This is a genomic window from Mesorhizobium sp. M0910, assembly GCF_040319465.1.
Taxonomy (GTDB): domain Bacteria; phylum Pseudomonadota; class Alphaproteobacteria; order Rhizobiales; family Rhizobiaceae; genus Mesorhizobium.
On the sequence record NZ_JAMYNZ010000003.1, the window covers coordinates 674,266 to 693,333 of the forward strand.

Annotated in this window: 15 protein-coding genes; 3 read left to right on the forward strand and 12 right to left on the reverse strand. The window is 64.0% G+C overall.

Going from position 1 to position 19,068, the window contains the following annotated elements:
* Nucleotides 1-5: 5 nt before the first annotated feature.
* From NKH78_RS10945 to NKH78_RS10965, 5 genes are all read right to left on the reverse strand, one after another.
* Nucleotides 6-938 carry an alpha/beta hydrolase gene (locus NKH78_RS10945; protein WP_352737291.1) on the reverse strand — a complete coding sequence of 311 codons (933 nt, stop codon included), beginning with the start codon at nucleotides 936-938 and terminating at the stop codon, nucleotides 6-8.
* 333 nt (nucleotides 939-1,271) lie between these two features.
* On the reverse strand, nucleotides 1,272-2,834 hold the full coding sequence (guaA, locus tag NKH78_RS10950; protein ID WP_352737292.1) for a glutamine-hydrolyzing GMP synthase: 1,563 nt from the start codon (nucleotides 2,832-2,834) through the stop codon (nucleotides 1,272-1,274).
* 55 nt (nucleotides 2,835-2,889) lie between these two features.
* Nucleotides 2,890-3,570: a 5'-methylthioadenosine/S-adenosylhomocysteine nucleosidase gene (locus NKH78_RS10955; RefSeq protein ID WP_352737293.1), complete on the reverse strand. Its 681-nt coding sequence runs from the start codon at nucleotides 3,568-3,570 to the stop codon at nucleotides 2,890-2,892.
* Nucleotides 3,571-3,597: 27 nt separating this feature from the next.
* Complete coding sequence (locus NKH78_RS10960) at nucleotides 3,598-4,056, reverse strand: PaaI family thioesterase (protein WP_023677140.1); 459 nt, start codon at nucleotides 4,054-4,056, stop codon at nucleotides 3,598-3,600.
* Nucleotides 4,057-4,182: 126 nt separating this feature from the next.
* Nucleotides 4,183-5,472: an RsmB/NOP family class I SAM-dependent RNA methyltransferase gene (locus NKH78_RS10965; RefSeq protein WP_352737294.1), complete on the reverse strand. Its 1,290-nt coding sequence runs from the start codon at nucleotides 5,470-5,472 to the stop codon at nucleotides 4,183-4,185.
* 344 nt (nucleotides 5,473-5,816) lie between these two features.
* On the opposite strand from NKH78_RS10965, the gene NKH78_RS10970 reads away from it, so the two are divergent.
* The gene (locus NKH78_RS10970; RefSeq protein ID WP_254819333.1) at nucleotides 5,817-6,494 is read left to right on the forward strand and encodes an MIP/aquaporin family protein; all 678 of its coding nucleotides are present in this window, start codon (nucleotides 5,817-5,819) and stop codon (nucleotides 6,492-6,494) included.
* A gap of 80 nt (nucleotides 6,495-6,574) precedes the next feature.
* On the opposite strand, the gene katG is transcribed toward NKH78_RS10970, so the two are convergent.
* Nucleotides 6,575-8,773, reverse strand: a complete 2,199-nt coding sequence (gene katG, locus NKH78_RS10975) for a catalase/peroxidase HPI (RefSeq protein WP_352702036.1) — start codon at nucleotides 8,771-8,773, stop codon at nucleotides 6,575-6,577.
* Nucleotides 8,774-8,921: 148 nt separating this feature from the next.
* Between katG and NKH78_RS10980 the strand changes: the two genes are divergently transcribed.
* Entirely contained in the window at nucleotides 8,922-9,830 is a 909-nt protein-coding gene (locus NKH78_RS10980; protein WP_352737295.1) for a hydrogen peroxide-inducible genes activator, read from the forward strand.
* 66 nt (nucleotides 9,831-9,896) lie between these two features.
* Here the strand turns inward: NKH78_RS10980 and NKH78_RS10985 are convergent, their stop codons facing one another.
* Entirely contained in the window at nucleotides 9,897-10,499 is a 603-nt protein-coding gene (locus NKH78_RS10985; RefSeq protein ID WP_352688499.1) for a cupin domain-containing protein, read from the reverse strand.
* A gap of 505 nt (nucleotides 10,500-11,004) precedes the next feature.
* Between NKH78_RS10985 and NKH78_RS10990 the strand changes: the two genes are divergently transcribed.
* Complete coding sequence (locus NKH78_RS10990; protein WP_352737296.1) at nucleotides 11,005-12,252, forward strand: coiled-coil domain-containing protein; 1,248 nt, start codon at nucleotides 11,005-11,007, stop codon at nucleotides 12,250-12,252.
* Nucleotides 12,253-13,074: 822 nt separating this feature from the next.
* Here NKH78_RS10990 and NKH78_RS11000 read toward each other — a convergent pair.
* The 5 genes from NKH78_RS11000 to NKH78_RS11020 all read right to left on the reverse strand — a co-directional run bounded on the left by NKH78_RS11000 (nucleotide 13,075) and on the right by NKH78_RS11020 (nucleotide 18,834).
* Nucleotides 13,075-14,178 (reverse strand): calcium:cation antiporter, encoded by a 1,104-nt coding sequence (locus NKH78_RS11000; protein WP_352737298.1) that lies wholly within the window; start codon nucleotides 14,176-14,178, stop codon nucleotides 13,075-13,077.
* A gap of 403 nt (nucleotides 14,179-14,581) precedes the next feature.
* The gene (locus tag NKH78_RS11005; RefSeq protein WP_352737299.1) at nucleotides 14,582-14,803 is read right to left on the reverse strand and encodes a cysteine rich repeat-containing protein; all 222 of its coding nucleotides are present in this window, start codon (nucleotides 14,801-14,803) and stop codon (nucleotides 14,582-14,584) included.
* Nucleotides 14,804-14,864: 61 nt separating this feature from the next.
* Nucleotides 14,865-16,631 (reverse strand): AMP-binding protein, encoded by a 1,767-nt coding sequence (locus tag NKH78_RS11010; protein WP_352737300.1) that lies wholly within the window; start codon nucleotides 16,629-16,631, stop codon nucleotides 14,865-14,867.
* A gap of 398 nt (nucleotides 16,632-17,029) precedes the next feature.
* Entirely contained in the window at nucleotides 17,030-17,731 is a 702-nt protein-coding gene (gene hisG / locus NKH78_RS11015; protein ID WP_352778712.1) for an ATP phosphoribosyltransferase, read from the reverse strand.
* Nucleotides 17,728-18,834 carry an ATP phosphoribosyltransferase regulatory subunit gene (locus tag NKH78_RS11020; protein ID WP_352737302.1) on the reverse strand — a complete coding sequence of 369 codons (1,107 nt, stop codon included), beginning with the start codon at nucleotides 18,832-18,834 and terminating at the stop codon, nucleotides 17,728-17,730. The genes hisG and NKH78_RS11020 overlap by 4 nt, the downstream gene beginning before the upstream one ends.
* Nucleotides 18,835-19,068 lie beyond the last annotated feature (234 nt).

Genomic DNA, 19,068 nt, shown 5'->3' on the forward strand with positions numbered 1-19,068 from the left:
GCCAGTCATGCGACCTCCTGACCTTCAGCGCGTGTTGCCGCGGTTGCGGCCGGACCAAGCTTGGGGCGAACCCATTGAGCCAACCGCGCGATCGCGTCGTCGGCTTCCGGAGCGCGGCCGGCCATCATCTGGAACGAGTGCAGCATCCCCGGAAATACGTCTAAGCGCACCTCGACGCCGGCGGCTTTCGCGCGGTCGGCGAGCGCTCGGCTGTCGTCGAGCAGGGTTTCGTCTCCGCCCACTTGCAGATAGATCGGCGGCAGGCCCTTCAGATCGGCAAAGATCGGGCTGGCGAGTGGATGCCGGGGATCGGTCCCTGCAAGGACTTGCGATACCAGCATATCCACGACCGCCTTCTGGAAGAAGGCGTCCTTCTCGCGGTTGCTTTCGTAGGAGTGCCCGCTCGCCGACAGATCATACCAGCCAGAGATGCTGAGGATCGCGGCCGGCAGCGGCCGTCCCGCATCGCGGAGTTTCATCGTCGCCGCAACGATCAGGCCAGCACCAGCGGAATCGCCTGCAGCTATGGTGTGCTTCGGCGCGACACCCTGCTCGGCGAGCCATTCGAACGCGGTCACGGCCTGCTCGATTTGGCGCGGAAACTTGCTCTGGAAAACGTAGTCGTACGTAGCGAGCAGAGCGTAACAGCCGATCGCCTTAGCAAGGTGTCCGACCATCTTGCGATGGGTCCAGATCGATCCGCCGACATAGCCACCGCCGTGCAGGTAAAGCATCACCCGGTCTTTGGCTGCCGTTTTTGGCTGAACCCACAGCGCGGTCTTGTCGCCGACGTTCGTCTCGACGTAATCGACGCCGCCCGGTTCTGCCGTCAAAACGGACCACTCGGATGCTTCCTGTGGCGATTCTCGACCGCTGCGGAAAGCCTCCGCGAGCGTTTCGTAGTGTATCTTGTTCGCTAGGCTCTGCTTGCTGTTCATTTGTCACGCTCCAATTCGTCCAGGAGGGCGATGTCAAGGATGACCGTGCCCATGAACAGCTAAGACGGATGTACCCAGCGAAAGGATACGTGGCCCCCAGATGCAACGCCTCGCCGGTGGCAGTTGCCGCGGAGCCCGGGTGTCAAACCCAGCAAGGCTAGGCTGCTCCACCCTTCTCTGTGGGACGTTCGTTCCAGACATTCGCCGATCGGCCAGATGCTTCGTCTATGCCGTCGCCGGGTGGCCGGGGGCTGGGACTATTGACTATTATCGCCGAGCCAACATCGCTTTAAACATGCTGCTCGATTCTCTTCTACTCCGCAGTACTCCTCGTCACTCCCACTCGATTGTACCTGGGGGCTTGCTCGTTACGTCGTAGGCGACGCGGTTGATGCCGCGCACTTCGTTGATGATGCGCGTAGCGGCGGCACCGAGGAAGGCCATGTCGTAGTGGTAGAAATCCGCTGTCATGCCGTCGACCGAGGTGACGGCGCGCAGCGCGCAGACGAACTCGTAGGTGCGGCCGTCGCCCATCACGCCGACGGTCTGCACCGGCAGCAGCACGGCGAAAGCCTGCCAGATGGCGTCGTAGAGGCCGGCCTTGCGGATCTCGTCGAGATAGATGGCGTCGGCCTCGCGCAGGATCTCCAGCTTTTCGCGGGTGATGCCGCCCGGGCAGCGGATGGCAAGACCGGGACCGGGGAACGGATGCCGGCCGATGAAGCTGTCGGGCAGGCCGAGCTCCTTGCCGAGCGCCCTCACCTCGTCCTTGAACAATTCGCGCAGCGGCTCGATCAGCTGCATGTTCATGCGTTCGGGCAAGCCGCCGACATTATGGTGCGACTTGATCGTCACCGACGGGCCGCCGCTGAAAGAGACGCTTTCGATGACATCGGGATAGAGGGTGCCTTGCGCCAGAAAATCGGCGCCGCCGAGCTTCTCGGCCTCCTCCTCGAACACCTCGATGAACAACCGCCCGATGGTCTTGCGCTTCTTCTCGGGGTCCGACTCGCCCTCGAGCGCGCCGATGAAACGGTCCGCAGCGTCGACCAGGATGAGGGGCAGATTGTAATGCTGGCGAAACATCTCCACCACGCCTGATGCCTCGTCCTTGCGCATCAGCCCGTGGTCGACGAGGATGCAGGTAAGCTGGTCGCCGACGGCCTCGTGGATCAGGAGTGCTGCGACAGAGGAATCGACGCCGCCTGAAAGCGCGCAGATCACCTTGCCCTTGCCGACCTGCTTGCGGATCGTCTCGACCGCGTGCTCGCGGTAAGCGCGCATCGTCCAGTCGCCCTCAATACCGGCGATGTTGTGGACGAAGTTTTGGAGCAGTCTGGCGCCGTCCGGCGTATGCACCACTTCGGGGTGGAACATGAGGCCGTACATCTTGCGCTCGACATTGCCGAAGATGGCGAAGGGCGAGCCCTCCGATTTTCCGAGCACCTCGAACCCCTTGGGCAGGGAGATGACGCGGTCGCCATGGCTCATCCACACCTGGTGGCGCTGGCCGGGCGCCCACAGGCCCTCGAACAACGGGCTGTCCTTGGCGATCTCGACGAAGGCGCGGCCGAATTCGCGATGATCGGAGCTTTCGGCGACGCCGCCCATCTGCACGCACATCGCCATCTGGCCATAGCAGATGCCGAGCACCGGCACGCCGGCGTCGAAGACGATCTGCGGCGCGCGCGGACTGCCGATGTCGGCGGTCGAGGCCGGGCCGCCGGACAGGATCACCGCCCTCGGATTGATGCGCTTGAACGCCGCCTCGGCCGACTGGAAGGGCACGATCTCGGAAAAGACGCCGGCCTCGCGGATGCGGCGGGCGATCAGCTGGGTAAACTGGCTGCCGAAATCGACAATCAGGACGGTGTCGGGATGATTGGCTGTTTTCATGGCGAGCGTTTAGAGAAAGAAACGAGTCGGCGCAATGGGTTGCGAGGCCTCTCTCTCATTCCGATTCCGCATCTTCACGCGACAGATCAAACTCGATCGCCCCGGAGGCGATCGCCTGTTCCAGCAGCTGAACCGCCGCGGCCAGCTTCTCGTCGATGATGTGCAGATATTCGGTCCAGTCGCCGACATGCCTCAGATCGGCTGCCCCGTCGGAAATGCCGCGCAGGCCGATAAGCGGCACGTCGAACAGCTGGCAGGCGCGCAGGCAGGCGAAGGTCTCCATATCGACCATGTCGGCCGCGATCGCGTCGTAGGCGGCGCCGGTGACGATTGCCGCACCGGTCGACAGCGTCGCTTGCCCGATGCCAGGAACTCTGAACGGCAGCGGCACGCTGACAGGCAGGTCGAGGAACGGCGTGGCGCCCTTCTCGAACCCCAGGGGCGAGGCGTCCATGTCGCGGTAGGCGACTGAAACGGCCTGGTAGATTTCCGTCTGCTCCAGCGTCCGGCTGCCTGCCGACCCGAGCGACACGACGAGATCGGGCAGCGCCATCCCGGCATGCAGCCGGGACAGTTCGGCGCTGAGTCCGACGCCGGCCTCGACCGGTCCGACGCCGGTCATCAGGGGCGTGAACAGCCGCTGCAGGTGTGGACCGTATTCGGCTTCGGCTGCCATGACGAAGAGAACGGACTTGCCGGAGATCGGGGTGAGCTCACCAGGTGCCTTGCCGGCCATGATCGTCGATCCTCCCCTGCCCGTTCCTCAGCCTTCGATACCGTCGCGGCCGAGCACTGTCATCATCGTTCCGGTCATTGTGGCAATCAGCTTGGCCTCGCCATCGACGGCGAACGCATAGGCCTGGCCGTCGGCGACGATGATGGTGCGGCCGGGCTTGGTCACCGAGCCGCGGAACAGGAAACGCTCGCCCCGGCCCGGCGCCAGCAGATTGACCTTGAACTCGATGGTCAGCACACCGGAATTTTCCGGCATCAGCGAGAATGCCGCATAGCCGCAGGCCGAGTCGAGAGCCGTCGAAATGACGCCGGCATGGAGAAAGCCATGCTGCTGGGTCAGTGCCGCAGAATAGGGCATTTCGATCTCGATGATGCCGGGCGTCACCAGCGTCAGCTCGGCGCCAATCGTCATCATCGCATTCTGGCGCGCAAAGGACGTCCTGACGCGGTCCTCATAATCGGGAGCAGGAACGATCTTTGCTGCCATGGCCGTCGCCCTTCGTTTCTCGGCAAATCTTATTGCAAAGTCATTTATCGCAGAGGGGTGGGCGACAGGCAATCGCAAATGCTGCACTGCAGCATTCGGCCCCGGCTCTGTGTCCATGGCAATGGTTCAGCCGGCGCGGCGCAGCGCGCAGAAATAGAAACCGTCGGTGCCGCTCAGCAACGGTGACAGCGAAATGCCGCCCGCAGCGCCTATCCGCATGACCGCTTCGCGGCCCGCAAAACGGCTGTCCCAAAGCTGGCGGTGATCGACAGGGACAAAACCGGGATGGCGGTCCCGGAACGCCGAAACCTGGTCGCCATTTTCCTCGTCGAACACCGAACAGGTGATGTAGACCAGCAGGCCGCCGGGTTTGACGAAGTCGCTGGCGGCATCGAGTATCGTCTCCTGCTCGCCCTTGCGCGCGTCGAGCTGCCTCTGTGTCAGCCGCCATTTGGCATCCGGCCGGCGCCGCCACGTGCCGCTGCCGGTGCAGGGCGCATCGATCAGGACGATGTCCATATGCCTGCCGAGCGGCGCGAGTTCGGCCGGCCTGGTGACGATCTGCACATTGCGGTTTTCCGAGCGGCGGATGCGGTCGAAGATCGGCGCCAGCCTGGCCTTCTCGGCGTCGTGGGCGAAGATTTGGCCGCGATTGTCCATCGCCGCGGAGAGCGCCAGCGTCTTGCCGCCGGCGCCGGCGCAAAAATCGAGCACCTGCATTCCAGGTTCGGCGCCGGCCAGTTCGGCCGCAATCTGCGAACCCTCGTCCTGAACCTCGAACCAGCCTTTCTGGAAGGCCGGCTCGGCCTGCACGTTCGGATGCCTGCCGTCGCCTTCGATCGGCGGGATGCGGATGCCGTGCGGCGCGATCCGCGCAGGCTTGGCGCCGGTCTCCGCCAACTCGGCCAGCACCTTGCCGCGATCGGCCTTGAGCGTATTGACCCTGAGGTCGAGCGGCGGGCGTGTCGCCAGCGCGGCACCCTCTTCCACCCAGGCCATGCCGAACGCGCGCTCGAACAGCGGCATGCACCAGTCGGGGATGTCTGCCCTGACAGCCGGCGGCGCATCGGCGAGCCGGCGACCGCCGAGCGTTGTCAGTTCGTCGGCGGTAAGCAGCGGCGGCGCGAACCTGTCGCCCTCGAGCACCTCGTTCAGCGACTGCGCCGTCTGGCCCCATTCGAGCAGCAGCGCGCCGAAGCCGATGGCGCGCGGCGTGTCCTCGCCGAGCAGCCAGCCGGCCGAGCGCTTGCGGCGCAGCGCGTCATAGACGATGTTGCCGATCGCGGCGCGGTCGCCGCCACCGGCGAAGCGGTGCGACAGGCCCCAGTCCTTCAGCGCATCGGCCACCGGCCGGTGGCGCCGGCCAATGTCGTCAAGCACTTCAATGGCTGCCGCCAGCCGCCCGCCCAGTCTCATTGTCGTCTTCCATTACTCAGCAAAACAAAATCCGGCCCTGCTCTTAGAGCTTTTCGTGTCCTGATTGAAACAGTTCTGTTTCCCCGACGGCGAGACAATCCATGCAAGGGGTGACGAGTGTGGGTTGGTGCATCGCGAGCCGCCGCCACCAAGCGGGCGCCGGCATGCGTAACCAAACAATTCATCAATAAATTACAAGTCTCTAATGTGCATGTCTGGCGCTCACAAGCATAGCGGCTTGCGAAACTGCTCTGCTTTCCAAGTTTTCCGGTTGCGAATACTCTTTGCGCGGTGATTCGCGTCGCAGAAAAGGCGGAGCCGCGGGTCGATACGAGGAGAGGGCAATGAAGACTTATCTGGCGGAAGTTCTAGGCACGTTTCTATTGGTGTTCATCGGCACGGCTTCGGTGGTGACGGGCGGCTTCGGCGGCGCGCTGCCGCTTGGCCAGGAAGGTATCGGTCTGGCGTTCGGCATCGGCCTGATCGCGGCGGCCTATGCGATCGGCCCGATTTCGGGCGCGCACCTCAATCCGGCGGTGACGCTCGGTGTGTTCCTCGCCGGGCGGATGCCGGCCAGGGATGTCATTCCCTATTGGATCGCGCAGGTCATCGGCGCCATCATCGCGTCGCTGGCACTGTGGATCATCGTCTCCGGACAGGTCGGCGGCCACACCGGCGGCTTCGGCGCCAATGGCTGGGATGTGACGAAATGGGGCGTCAGCTCGGCCTTGCTGTGGGAGCTGATCGGCACCTTCACCTTTGTCACGGTGATCCTCGGCGTCACCAACGCCAAGCACACCACGGCCTTCGCCGGCCTCGTAATCGGCCTGACGCTGGCCGGCCTGCACTTCGCCATCATCCCGGTGACCGGCACATCGCTCAACCCGGCCCGTTCGATCGGACCGGCGCTGTTTTCGGGAACTGCGGCGATCGGCCAGCTGTGGCTGTTCATCGTCGCGCCGCTGATCGGCGGCGCCATTGCCGGCGTGGTTGCCAAGGCCGGTATCTTCGAGAAGGACTGACTTTTCGGAAGCCCAACGAAAAAAGGCGCGGGTCGAGGCCCGCGCCTTTTTTGTTGCGTCGAGAAATTCGTATGCCCGGATCAGGCCGCCAGGTCAAAACGGTCGGCGTTCATCACCTTGGTCCACGCCGCGACGAAATCCCTGACGAACTTCTGCCCGGCGTCCGCCGACCCGTAGACCTCGGCCAGCGCCCGCAGCTGCGCATGCGAGCCGAAGATCAGATCCGCGCGGGTGCCGGTCCACTTGACCGCCCCGGTCTTGCGGTCGCGCGCTTCATAGACTTCATCGGAGCCGGCCGCCGGATCCCAGACAGTGTTCATGGAGAGCAGGTTGACGAAGAAATCGTTGGTCAACGTGCCCGGCCTGTCGGTGAACACCCCGTGCTTCGACTGACCGGTGTTGGCGCCGAGCACCCGCAACCCGCCAACGAGCACCGTCATCTCCGGCGCCGTCAAGGTCAGCAGCTGCGCCCGATCGACCAGCATCGCTTCGACCGACATCGGCGGCTTGCCCCTGACATAATTGCGGAAGCCATCGACTTTCGGCTCGAGCGCGGCGAAGGACTGGACATCCGTCTGTTCCTGCGAGGCGTCCATGCGGCCTGGCGTGAACGGCACCCCCACGTCATGGCCGCCGTCTTTCGCCGCCTTCTCGATCGCCGCTACGCCGCCGAGGACGATAAGGTCGGCAAGCGAGATCTTCTTGCCGCCGAACTGCGCTGCGTTGAACTCGCTCTGGATGCCTTCGAGCTTTTCGAGCACCTTGGCCAGTTGCGCCGGCTGGTTGACCTCCCAATCCTTCTGCGGCGCCAAGCGGATGCGGGCGCCGTTGGCGCCGCCACGCTTGTCGGAGCCGCGGAAAGTCGAGGCCGAGGCCCAGGCGGTCGAGACCAGTTCTGAGACGGACACGCCGGAGGCCAGGATCTTCGCCTTCAGCGAGGCGATATCCTGCTCGCTGACCAGTTCGTGGTCGACTGGCGGTATCGGATCCTGCCAGATCAGCTCTTCCTTCGGCACGAGCGGGCCGAGATAGCGGACGGCCGGACCCATGTCGCGATGGGTCAGCTTGAACCAGGCACGGGCGAAGGCATCGGCGAACTGATCAGGATTCTGATGGAAGCGCCGCGAGATCTTCTCATAGGCCGGGTCGACGCGCAAAGCGAGGTCGGTGGTCAGCATCGCCGGGGCGCGACGCTTCGACGGATCGTGGGCGTCCGGCACGGTGCCTGCACCGGCGCCGCCCTTGGGCGTCCACTGATGGGCGCCGGCCGGGCTCTTGGTCAGCTCCCATTCGTAGTTGAACAGATTGTCGAAGAAGTTGTTGCTCCATTTGGTCGGCGTCGTGGTCCAGGTCACCTCGAGGCCCGAGGTGATGGCGTCACCGGCAATGCCGGTGGCGTGCTTGCTCGACCAGCCGAGGCCCTGCGCCTCGATGCCGGCGCCTTCCGGCTCCGGGCCGACCAGCGATGCATCACCGGCGCCGTGGGTCTTGCCGAAGGTGTGACCGCCGGCGATGAGCGCCACGGTTTCCTCATCGTTCATGGCCATGCGAGCGAAGGTTTCGCGGATGTCGCGCGCCGCAGCCAATGGATCGGGCGTGCCGTTCGGCCCTTCCGGGTTGACGTAGATCAGCCCCATCTGCACGGCGCCGAGATGGCCGTGAAGTTCGCGGTCGCCGGAATAGCGCTCGTCGGCGAGCCACTTGGTTTCCGATCCCCAGTCCACGTCCTGCTCGGGCTCCCAGACGTCGGCGCGGCCGCCGGCGAAGCCGAAGGTCTTGAAGCCCATCGATTCCAGCGCGACGTTGCCGGTGAGGATCAACAGGTCGGCCCAGGAGATCTTCCTGCCGTATTTCTGCTTGACCGGCCACAGCAGCCGGCGCGCCTTGTCGAGATTGGCGTTGTCCGGCCAGCTGTTGAGCGGCGCGAAACGCTGCTGACCGGCGCCGGCGCCGCCACGGCCGTCGCCGATGCGATAGGTGCCGGCGCTGTGCCAGGCCATGCGGATGAAGAGCGGGCCGTAATGGCCGAAATCGGCCGGCCACCAATCCTGCGAATCGGTCATCACCTGGTGCAGATCCCCGATCACCGCATCGAGATCGAGGCTCTTGAATTCCTTGGCGTAGTCGAAGTCCTCGTCCATCGGATCCGAGAGGCTGGACTGCTGGTGGAGGACGCCAAGGTCGAGCTGGTTTGGCCACCAGTCACGGTTGCTCCTCCTGGCCGATCCATGTGGGACCGGGCATTTGCCGGCGCTGTTGTCGTCGGTTTTCGCGTCCATCTTTGCCTCCGATTTGTTGATTTTCCGGGATTTTGTTGATTTTCCGGGCAGGGCCAGCGAGCCGCGCCATCCTGGAATGGTTCCAGACTAGCCTGCCCGGCCGATAAACACAAATTGCCTTTGCTGTTTATTCTGATAGGTTTTTCTTATGATCGGTTTGACCGTCCGGCAGATGCATTATTTCGAGGCGCTGGCGCAGACGCTGCATTTCGGCCGCGCCGCCAAGCTCGCTGGCGTCAGCCAGCCGGCGCTGTCTTCGCAGATCGCCGAGATGGAGCTGCGGCTCAATTGTCGTCTGTTCGAGCGCGGCGGCAAGGCGGTGCGGATGACCGACGAGGCGCAGGGCTTGCTGCCGCGCATCGAGCGCATTCTTGCCGACGTCCGCGACGTCGAGGCGACGGCCCGGCGCGGCCGCCCGGCGCTGGAAGGCCGCTTCCGGCTCGGCATCATCCCGACGGTGGCGCCCTATCTCCTGCCGCATGTGCTGCCGGAGCTGAAACGGCATTTCCCGGCCTTACAGCTGGAACTGCGCGAGGCGGTGACTGCGTCGCTGGTCGACGACACCAACTCGGGAAAGCTCGACGCCTTCGTCGCGGCACTGCCCCTCGATTACCCGGGCCTGGTCACCGAAGAACTTTTCTCGGACCGGTTCTTCCTTGCCGTGCCGGCCGGCGACCCCGCCTTCGCCTCACCGCCGGTGCCGCCGGAAAGCCCCGCGCTGGAAAGGCTGATGCTGCTGGAGGAAGGCCATTGCCTGCGCGAACAGGCGCTCGCCGTCTGCGGCAGCGTGCGGCCGGTGGCGATGGCAAGCTACGGCGCGACCAGCCTGACGACGCTCTTGCAGATGGTGGCGCACGGGCTCGGCGTCACGCTCATCCCGGAAATGGCGGCAGGGCCGGCCAGCACTATCCCCGACCTGAAGATCGTGCCTTTCCAGGAGCCGATGCCGCAGCGCACGATCTGCCTCGCTTGGCGGCGCAACAAGGTGCGCCACGACGAATGCGTCGAACTGGCCAAGATCATCCGCGGGCTGGATGCGGCGGTGCTGGCGGCGTAGAGCGGCGCATGTTGGGTCCGGTTAGCCCCGAAGCGGACCCGCAGGCCCCCTTCGAAAGGGACGACTTCAACCTTTTTCCCAGGCTGCGAGCAACGGGCCTTTGCTTCCGTAGACAGGGTCCTTGCGCGGCCGGCCGACCCTGGGGATCGTGACGACCGCCCTGTCATGATCGGCAGCGGTCGTACACAGGTCATAGGTGCCGGATGGAGGATAGGCGCCGACGACCAGAAAATCGTCGGATGCGGAAAGACGCTGGTGCCCGGTGCCGGCCGGAAGCACCGCGACGTCGCCGGCCTTCAGCGACAGCGTTCGTCCCTTGCTGCCGCCAAAGCGGACCTTGGCCGTGCCGCGCGCAACGCCCAGCACCTCGTGGATGCGCGAATGGTAGTGGACGTAACCGTAGATGCCGTTGCGCCAGCTATCGCCCCAGCCATTTGCTTCGAAAAGCGCCTCCATGACGGCCGCCGGATCGAAGTCTTCGGGCAGCTTCACAGCGCCGCGATAGACGACAAGCGGCCAGAACGGATGGTTGGGCACCAGGCCATCATCGCTGAACCGAAACGCGTTTGGTTTGCGCGGCCTCAGGAGGTCGGCAACCTCTCGCCTGTCCGGTCTGGCGATACCAGTGACCTGCTCGACGGCTTTCTTCGTGGTTTGCAGAATGCTCATGGTGCGCCCTTGGGGTTGGTGGAAGCTTCATACCGATTAACCGGTTGGATGGCGGTCGGTTCCGCTGGCGGCAGAGATCTGCGAACGGTGCGGCAGTCATGGACGGTGCTTGGCGTCGCGACAAGATCCAGCACGACGAGGTGTGAAACTGGCAACAAATATTCGTCGGTCGGAGGCGGCGGCATTGGAGGGGGAGATGCGCCGTACCGTGAAAATGGAAAGTCTGGTGTGACCCGAGGTCGACCTTCGCAGCCTGAATGGCTGCTTTGCGCCGCATCACAGCCGTTGGGGAGAGAAGATGGTCATCCCGAAAGCCGAAAGTTCCGTTTGTTCGAATGATGACAACTAAGGAAATACGAAACAGCCTTTGCGCGAATCCGCGCTTTGGCGTTGCCGAGGGTGCTTCACTAGCATTGATCTTTTTGGTGCGGCATCCACGGCGCCGCGGCGTGCAGTAAGTGGAGAATACAATAGCGGTGAGGGCTGCGATCGTTGAGGTTCAGTGATGAATCATGTGCAGACTACCAGGTCAAAATGTCTCCGCTGTGACTTCACCTTTATTAAACGACGGCCATTGATTTTACCTCACCAGATAAGCGGCAGGGGGTATAACGGCGTGCCGTCCCTCATTCCGCTATGCCTCGTTCTGCTGTTGGCATCTCCGGCAAATGGTCAGTTGGCGCCCGAAGCGCCAGCGGTTGCCATGGCTAACGACAGCTCGTCGGTCGTGGTTTCCGAACATACCAAGGTCGACAAAGAACCGGGCAAGCCACAACCGAGCGCGCTCGGATCCTGTCTATCTAGAGAGCTGGTGCTCAGCGAAACACAGGCACTCAAGGAGGGTGCGCAAACGCGCCTGGGCGAGCATGAAGTGGCTTTACGCCGCGAATTGGCCGCAGCACGAGCGGAGCTAGACGTCATGCAGCGCAGCATACGTGAGCTAAGCGCCCAAGCACACGTGCTGGCAGACACGGTGGCTCAGCAAGCACAAGCCCTAAAAGAGCAGCAGCGAACAGACGAAGCGCTCGCGCTCGATCTGGAGACGGCGCAGCGCGTTATCGAAAGCTACAGAGCTGAAGCCAGTCTCTGGAACAGCGAGCAGGCCGCCGCGCTTGGCGCGCACCCCTCTATGGAAGCCTCCCAGCTTGCTGCGAAGCGAGCGCTTGATGACGAGCGGCACAAGGTTGAGCTCTTGGAACAAGAACTTGCCACGGCTCGCCAAACTATCGATGCTCTGAAGACAGGCGCAAATCTGGCAGCCGTCGAGCAGGCCAACGCCATAAGGGACCGACAGGTGGCCGAGGCCGCTCTAAAGCAGGTTCGAGAAACGCTTGAATTGGGACGCGAACGAGCAGATTCAGCTGTACGTGACCTCGATATTGTTCGCCAGGAACGCGATGCTTTAAAGCAGAATTCGGTAGCATTGAGTGCGGCGCTCGACCAAGAGCGTGAAAGGGCTATCGGCCTAGCCCGCAGCCTCAGTGCGGCGCGTGAGGCAATTGATACTGTCAAGGGTAAGCGTCGGACTGCGGCTGTGGAGCGCGCGCCGAAAACACGTACCCCCGCGAGTGCACTTGCAAGTAGGTTATCGCGTTCGGGCGCCAAACCAGCCCGTAAACCGGGCTTGCCGGAAAAACAGAGAGTGAAGGTCCAAAAGTCGCCGCAAACTGCTCTGCTGGCAACCATACCTCTTCCCGCAGCATTGCTTCCAACACGGCCATCAAAAAGCTCGAGCCGCGCGAGTGAAGACTAGTGAGCGAAAGCCGCAGGGGAGACGACTATGAACAAGTATGTCGCAGCTGCGTTGGTGATCGGGACTACAATTGGGCCTGCCTCGGCACTTGAAGGAGGCGTGGGCGGTAGCGCCGGCGGTGTCGGAGTCGGTGCTGGAGTGAGCGCCGGTTCGCAAGGCGTATCTGTCGGGGCGGGCACGAGCGTCGACGGCGTAGGCGGAGCAAATGTTGGAGCTTCGGTCGGTGCAGATGACGGGTCAGTCGACGCAGGCGTTGGTGCCAGCGGCAACGTTGGTGACACAAGCACAAGTGCCAGTGTGGGCGACGATCCGTCCGCCGAAAACGAGGCGGCTACCGCACCCGACAGTTCGACTGCAGCGACGGCCCCTGCCTCTGCCAAGACCGCCAGGCAATTCATCGTGCTGCCACCCGTCCTCAGGCCTTCCAAAGCCGGTGAGGGTGACTTCACCAAGGGGTATCCGTTTGGATCTCTGGGGCCACTGACAGCGAAACCCGGTACGCCTGTTGCGGTCGTGCGAGCCTGCCGCGCGGCGATCATGGCCGCTGCAACGCCGCTGGGCGCCGTCCGTGTCCACGCGGCAAGCGCAGGCGCCTTGCGTCAGCGTCGGGGTGCAATCACGGCGCCGATCGAGGTGCGAATAGACTACGCAAGAGAAGGCGGCATCGAAGTCCGGCAGGCGCAAGTCAGTTGTCGCCTCGATGCGTCGGGCAGGGTCACTGCAATAATATAGCACCAAGCTTGATTGACAGCGCCGACAGCGGCACGATCCGCTTCGCCATCTACAAGGCGGCGTTCTAGTCCATCTGCGCCCCCCACCCCCTCACGGCACAAATATCAAAAACACATACGTGCAAAACACCACCAGATGCACCAACCCGGTCAGGAACGTCGTTCTCTCCGTGCTAAAGCTTACATTGCAGATGAAAAGCGCCAGGACCAAAAGCACCACGTCGGTCGGTGGCAGACCCAGGGTCAGCCCTCTTCCGGTGAGCAGGCTGGCGGCGGCTATGCCCGGTATTGTCAGGCCGATCGTCGCGCAGGCCGAACCCATGGCGACGTTCAGGCCGCGCTGCAGCTCGTTGTTGAGTGCGGCACGGACCGCCGAAATCGCCTCCGGCATCAACACCAGCCCGGCGATCATCGCGCCGACAATGGCGTCGGCCTGCGGCACCTCATAGGCAATGAGCGCATCTTCGACGCTTGCGGCGACTTGCTCGGCCAGCATGACAATGCCGATCAGCCCGATCAGCAGGAGAATAGCGCCGGCGGCGAGGCTTTCGTGGGCGTCGGTTCGCACTGTGGCGCCGTGTGCTTGTGCGTCGATGAAATCGTCGCGGTGGCGGACAGTCTGCGCGAACAGAAAACCGGCATACAGCAGCACTGACAACACGCTGACGAAGCCAAGCTGAGCCGCCGAGAACGTGCCGGGATCGGTGGTTCGCGTGTAGGTCGGCAGAATGAGCGTCATGACGCTCAGCGCGACCAGAACCGCCAGATAGGCGCTGGTGCCTTGGCGCACGATTGCCTGCTTGCGATGGCGCCAGCCGCCAAACGTCAGGCACATGCCGACAACACCGGTGGAGGTGATCATCACCGTCGAGAACACGGATTCGCGTGCAAGCGTCGGGTTGTTCGCGCCGTGCAGCATGATGGAAACGATGATCGACACTTCGATTGCCGTCACGGCGATGGTCAGCACCAACGTGCCGTACGGCTCGCCTACCCGCCGGGCCACCGCCTCGGCGTGGTCGAGCACCACGAAAATGGTGATGAACATGATCGCGCTCGACAGCGCGCCGATAAATATCCTGGTGCCCAGCGACCCTTCGTCCACCGACACGCCGCTGGCCCTGACCGCGACAGCCATCGCCAGCGCGGCCAACGGCATGCCGTAGGAAACCGCCGATCTTGCGAAACCACTCATTGTCACCGTTTTGCCTTCCCGCGAATCCCGTGGAAGGGCGATTTGCAACCACTGTTGCGCACCGCGACCATCCAGAGGAATCGCATATGACAGGTCATGACGAGCCCCATCGCAGCGTACCCCACCCCTTCAAGGGGAAGGGCAATCGCATTTGAGTCTTGCGAAAATGGACCCCCACCCTAACCCTCCCCACAAGGGGGAGGGAACGCTGCCGCGCGCCCTTGCTTTCCTTTTGGCAACGAAACGCAGGCAATTTGCAAAGGTCGGCGCCACCGAAAGTCCCCCTCCCCCTTGTGGGGAGGGTCAGGGATGGGGGTCCTCTTCGCAAGAATCCTCGTGCCCCCGCACACCTCGCCTGTCCCCTGGTCCGAAACATCATGTCACCCGCAGGGAAGCTCGCGCGCTAGCCGGGCGTGTTGGCCTTGACGACCTTCCTGCATTCGGGCGTCAGCTCGCTCATGTGACCGGCCAGGCATTTGACGACGCGGCCACCGCCCGGCAGCAGGCCCTTGCACAACTTTTGGTAATCTGCCTGGCAGGCCTCACGCTCGGCCGCCGTCTGCGCCAGCGCCGCGGTCGCTGCCAGCTGCGTTGCCAGGAAAAGCACGCCTAACCCAATCCGCATGGAACACCCCCTCAATACGTTGCCCAAACAACGCCTCCGTCACGCGTAGACGCAAGCCTTCTCAAGCCGTCTTCTGCGTCACCAATCCCAGTTCATCGATCATCGCCTGGCGCATCAGGAATTTCTGCGGCTTGCCGGTCACCGTCATAGGCAATTCGGTGCGGAAGCGGATATAGCGCGGGATCTTGAAATGGGCGATCTGGCCGGCGCAGAACGCCTTGATGTCCTGCTCCGTGGTGATCTGGCCGGGCTTCAGCACGATCCAGGCGCATAGCTCCTCGCCGTATTTCGGGTCGGGAATGCCGAACACCTGCACCTCCTTGATCTTGGGGTGGCGATAGAGGAATTCCTCGACCTCGCGCGGATAGACGTTCTCGCCGCCGCGGATGACCATGTCCTTGACCCGGCCGACGATGTTGCAATAGCCGTCTGCGTCGATGGTGGCGAGGTCGCCGGTGTGCATCCAGCCCTCTGCGTCGATGGCCTCGCGGGTCTTTGCCTCGTCGTCCCAATAGCCCTTCATCACCGAATAGCCGCGCGTGCAGAGCTCGCCCGGCGCGCCGACCGCGACGGTGGCGCCTTCGGCGTCTATCGCCTTGACCTCGACATGCGGATGGACGCGGCCGACGGTCGAGACGCGCTTTTCCAGGGGGTCGTCGACGCTGCTCTGAAAGGACACCGGGCTGGTCTCGGTCATGCCGTAGGCAATGGTCACCTCGGCCATGTGCATCAGCGACACCACCTTCTTCATCACCTCGATCGGGCATGGCGAGCCGGCCATGATGCCGGTGCGCAGGCTGGTGAGATCGAAGGAAGCGAAATCCGGATGGTCGAGCAGGCCGACGAACATGGTCGGCACGCCGTAAAGCGCGGTGCAGCGTTCCGTTGCCACCGCCTTCAGCGTGGCGCCGGCATCGAACCCCTCGCTCGGGAAAACCATGGTCGCGCCCTTGGTGACGCAGCCCATCGTGCCCATCGACATGCCGAAGCAGTGGTAGAGCGGCACCGGGATGCACAGCAGGTCGTCGACGGTAAGCCGGATCGCCGCGGTGACGAAATTGCCGTTGTTGACGATGTTGTTGTGGGTCAGCGTCGCGCCCTTCGGCGCGCCGGTCGTGCCTGAGGTGAACTGGATATTGATGGCGTCGTCCGGTTTCAGCCCGTCGGAAATGCGGTCGAGCCGGTCATGCTCGTCGCGCCCGGCCATCGCCAGCACATCGGCGAAATTGAACATGCCCGGCGAACTCTCCTCGTCCATGCGGATGACGATTTTCAACGCCGGCAGCTTGCTGGCGTCGAGCTTGCCGGGGATGGCCTTGGCGATCTCCGGCGCCAGCGTTTCGATCATGCCGAGATAGTCGGAACTCTTGAACTTGGCGGCGGTGACGAGCGCTCGGCAAGCGACCTTGTTCAAGGCATATTCCAGTTCGACCAGCCGGTAGGCCGGGTTGATGTTGACCAGGATCAGGCCGATGCGGGCGGTGGCGAATTGCGTCACCAGCCATTCCCAGCGGTTCGGCGACCAGATGCCGACGCGATCGCCTTTCTCGAGGCCGAGCGCCAGGAAGCCGGCGGCCAGCGCATCGACGGTCTCCGAGAGTTCCTCCCAGGTAAAGCGCTTGTCCTGCTCGACGAAGACGGCGGCATCGAGCGTGCCGTATTTGCTGACCGTATCGGCAAACAGCGCCGGGATCGTCAGGTTGAGCAGCGGCACGCTGCGCTCGCCCGAGACATGCGCCGTGCCGTCGACCGGCGCAATGAACGAGCCGCCATCGCGCTTGCCGCGCAGGCTGGTGGCATTCTTCAACTCGTCGAGATTGATCGGCATCGCCGTGTCCTCCGCAGACCAACCGAGCCTATCAGCCCGGCGGGATGGTGGAAATCCCGTCGATGGTGGGGCTTGCGCTGGAACTCGCCTGTCAGGGCCAAAAACAAAAAACCCGCCTCGGCGGGCGGGTCTTCTGGGCCAATTGGCACCATAGCGAGATTAATAGCATAGCTGCCGGCACAAAGCAAGAACAAAATTGCTGTATGTCAGGAAATTGCTTCGGGTCGGCGTAGCTGCTTATCTCCCCCCTCGAGGGGGAAATGGCCGGCAGGCGAGAGGGGGTCGCCACGCGTGGAGCTCCAGCCTGTTCTGTCGGTCAGGAGAGTCGCGTCAAGACGTACCGACCCCCTCTGTCGCCTTCGGCGACATCTCCCCCTCAAGGGGGGAGATCGGCGGCGTCAGCCTGCGTCCACCGACGCCATCCTGGCTGCAATATCCCGCAAAGTTGCCTCGTCGGCCGCGGCGCGCATCTTCCTCGACGCCACGAGACAGGCCTGCGAGCGCAGGATCACGCCATCGGCCAGCACTTTGAGATGGTTGGCGCGCAGTGTCGAGCCTGACGTGGTGATGTCGACGACGATATCGGCCAATCCGGCCGCCGGCGCGCCTTCGGTGGCGCCCAGGCTTTCGACGATGCGATAGACCTGGATGCCGTGCTTTTGCGAAAAGAACTGCTGGGTCAGGCGCCAGTATTTGGTGGCGATCCTGAGCCGCCGGCCATGGCGCTGGCGGAAGTCGGCGGCGACGTCGTCGAGATCGGCCATCGTGTCGACATCGAGCCAGATGTCGGGCACGGCGACGACGACATCGGCATTGCCGAAACCGAGGCGGGCGATGATTTCGGCGCGCGCCTCGCAATCGGCAAGGTTTTCGCGCAGCAGATCCTCGCCGGTGATGCCGAGATCGACCGAGCCCTGGCCGATTTCGCTTGATATCTCTGAGGCGGACAGGAACGCTATTTCGACGCCGTCCATGCCATCGATACGGGCGCGGTATTTGCGCTCGTCGCCGGGCAGGCTGACGGCAAGCCCGGCCTTGGCCAGCACCTCCAGCGCCTGCTCCTTGAGCCGGCCCTTCGACGGCAGCGCCAGCGTGATCATGGCGCCTTCTCCCGCAGCGCCTCGATGCGGTCGAGCCAGACGGAAAAACCGACGCCGGGGATCGGCGTTTTTGCGCCGAGCAGCGTCAGCAGCCGGTCGTAGCGGCCACCGCCGGCGAGCGGCCGGTCGCCATCCTGCGCCGCGATCTCGAAGACCAGGCCGGTGTAGTAATCGAGCGGGCGGCCGAAGGCAGCGTCGTAGCGGATTTCAGACATCGGCAGGCCGAGGCTTTCGATGGCCGCCGCGCGGGCGGCAAAATTGTCCAGCGCGGCGCCCAGCGAAAGGCCGGCATCGGCGGCAAAGCTTTCGAGCGCCCCGGCGGCGCTGTCGAGCGGCACGTCGATCGCCAGAAACCCCTTCAGCGCCGCAAATGCCTCGTTCGACAGCCGCACGCTGCGCAATTCGGCCTTCTCGACCAGGCGCCGCGCGATTTCGGAGGGCGAACGCCCGGCCGTTGCCGACAGGCCGGCCTCTTCCATGCCGCCGGCGATATGCGCCGAAAGAGCGTCCAGATCGCCATCAAGGACAAGGGCGGCGACCGCGCCGGCGAGCTGGCTGTTGCGCGGCGGATTGGCGAGGTCGGCAAGGGCTGCCTCCAGCATCGCCGCCGAGCCGAAGGCGCGCGCCAGCCGCATGCGCCAGCCGCGCGGCAGGCCGAGTGCTGCCAGCACCGCCTCGAAAATGGTCTGGTCGCCGAGCGTGACCACCAGCTCGCGGCCGGGCAGCACCAACGAGAGCAGCGCATGCGCATCGGCCAGCGAGCGGGCGTCGGCGGCGGCCGTGTCGCGGTCGCCGAGGTCCTCGATACCGGCCTGGAAGAATTCGTTGCCGCCCTCGCGGCGCTGGCGAAACACCTCGCCGAGATAGGAATAGCGGCGCGGCGTGCCGGCTTGGCTGGCAATGTGGTCGAGGCAGACCGGAATCGTGAATTCCGGCCGCAGACAAAGCGTCTGCCCGGTCTCGCTTTCGGTGAGAAAGATGCGGCGGCGCAAATCCTCGCCGGCCATGTCGAGGAACGGGTCGGCCGGCTGCAGCACGGCGACTTCGACCGCATGGGTGTTGCGCGCGGCGAAGAGCGCCGCGATGGCGGGGCGGGAGGTCATTGATCGGTTGGGCGCGAGGCACCCCCCTCTGTCCTGCCGGACATCTCCCCCGCAAGGGGGGAGATCGGCAGCTTGGGCCCCGGCACCTTTTCTCCAACGCCGGAGATTGGCGAAAGCAGGCGCGACATCCAATCTCCCCCCTGTTTGGACCGGGGACATCGCGAACAGGTGTGCGAGGACATCGCGAACAGTTTGGCGCGCTTTGCGCTGGGGGGTTCGGGATGCCATTCGAGG

Bases quoted from the DNA above. Each gene is read 5' to 3' on its own strand.
- NKH78_RS11005 (WP_352737299.1), bottom strand. From the start codon at position 14,803: ATGCGGATTGGGTTAGGCGTGCTTTTCCTGGCAACGCAGCTGGCAGCG.
- NKH78_RS10965 (WP_352737294.1), bottom strand. From the start codon at position 5,472: ATGAGACTGGGCGGGCGGCTGGCGGCAGCCATTGAAGTGCTTGACGAC.
- NKH78_RS11020 (WP_352737302.1), bottom strand. From the start codon at position 18,834: ATGACCTCCCGCCCCGCCATCGCGGCGCTCTTCGCCGCGCGCAACACC.
- katG (WP_352702036.1), bottom strand. From the start codon at position 8,773: ATGGACGCGAAAACCGACGACAACAGCGCCGGCAAATGCCCGGTCCCA.
- NKH78_RS10980 (WP_352737295.1), top strand. From the start codon at position 8,922: ATGATCGGTTTGACCGTCCGGCAGATGCATTATTTCGAGGCGCTGGCG.
- guaA (WP_352737292.1), bottom strand. From the start codon at position 2,834: ATGAAAACAGCCAATCATCCCGACACCGTCCTGATTGTCGATTTCGGC.
- hisG (WP_352778712.1), bottom strand. From the start codon at position 17,731: ATGATCACGCTGGCGCTGCCGTCGAAGGGCCGGCTCAAGGAGCAGGCG.
- NKH78_RS11000 (WP_352737298.1), bottom strand. From the start codon at position 14,178: ATGAGTGGTTTCGCAAGATCGGCGGTTTCCTACGGCATGCCGTTGGCC.
- NKH78_RS10960 (WP_023677140.1), bottom strand. From the start codon at position 4,056: ATGGCAGCAAAGATCGTTCCTGCTCCCGATTATGAGGACCGCGTCAGG.
- NKH78_RS10955 (WP_352737293.1), bottom strand. From the start codon at position 3,570: ATGGCCGGCAAGGCACCTGGTGAGCTCACCCCGATCTCCGGCAAGTCC.
- NKH78_RS10985 (WP_352688499.1), bottom strand. From the start codon at position 10,499: ATGAGCATTCTGCAAACCACGAAGAAAGCCGTCGAGCAGGTCACTGGT.
- NKH78_RS10990 (WP_352737296.1), top strand. From the start codon at position 11,005: ATGAATCATGTGCAGACTACCAGGTCAAAATGTCTCCGCTGTGACTTC.
- NKH78_RS10970 (WP_254819333.1), top strand. From the start codon at position 5,817: ATGAAGACTTATCTGGCGGAAGTTCTAGGCACGTTTCTATTGGTGTTC.
- NKH78_RS10945 (WP_352737291.1), bottom strand. From the start codon at position 938: ATGAACAGCAAGCAGAGCCTAGCGAACAAGATACACTACGAAACGCTC.
- NKH78_RS11010 (WP_352737300.1), bottom strand. From the start codon at position 16,631: ATGCCGATCAATCTCGACGAGTTGAAGAATGCCACCAGCCTGCGCGGC.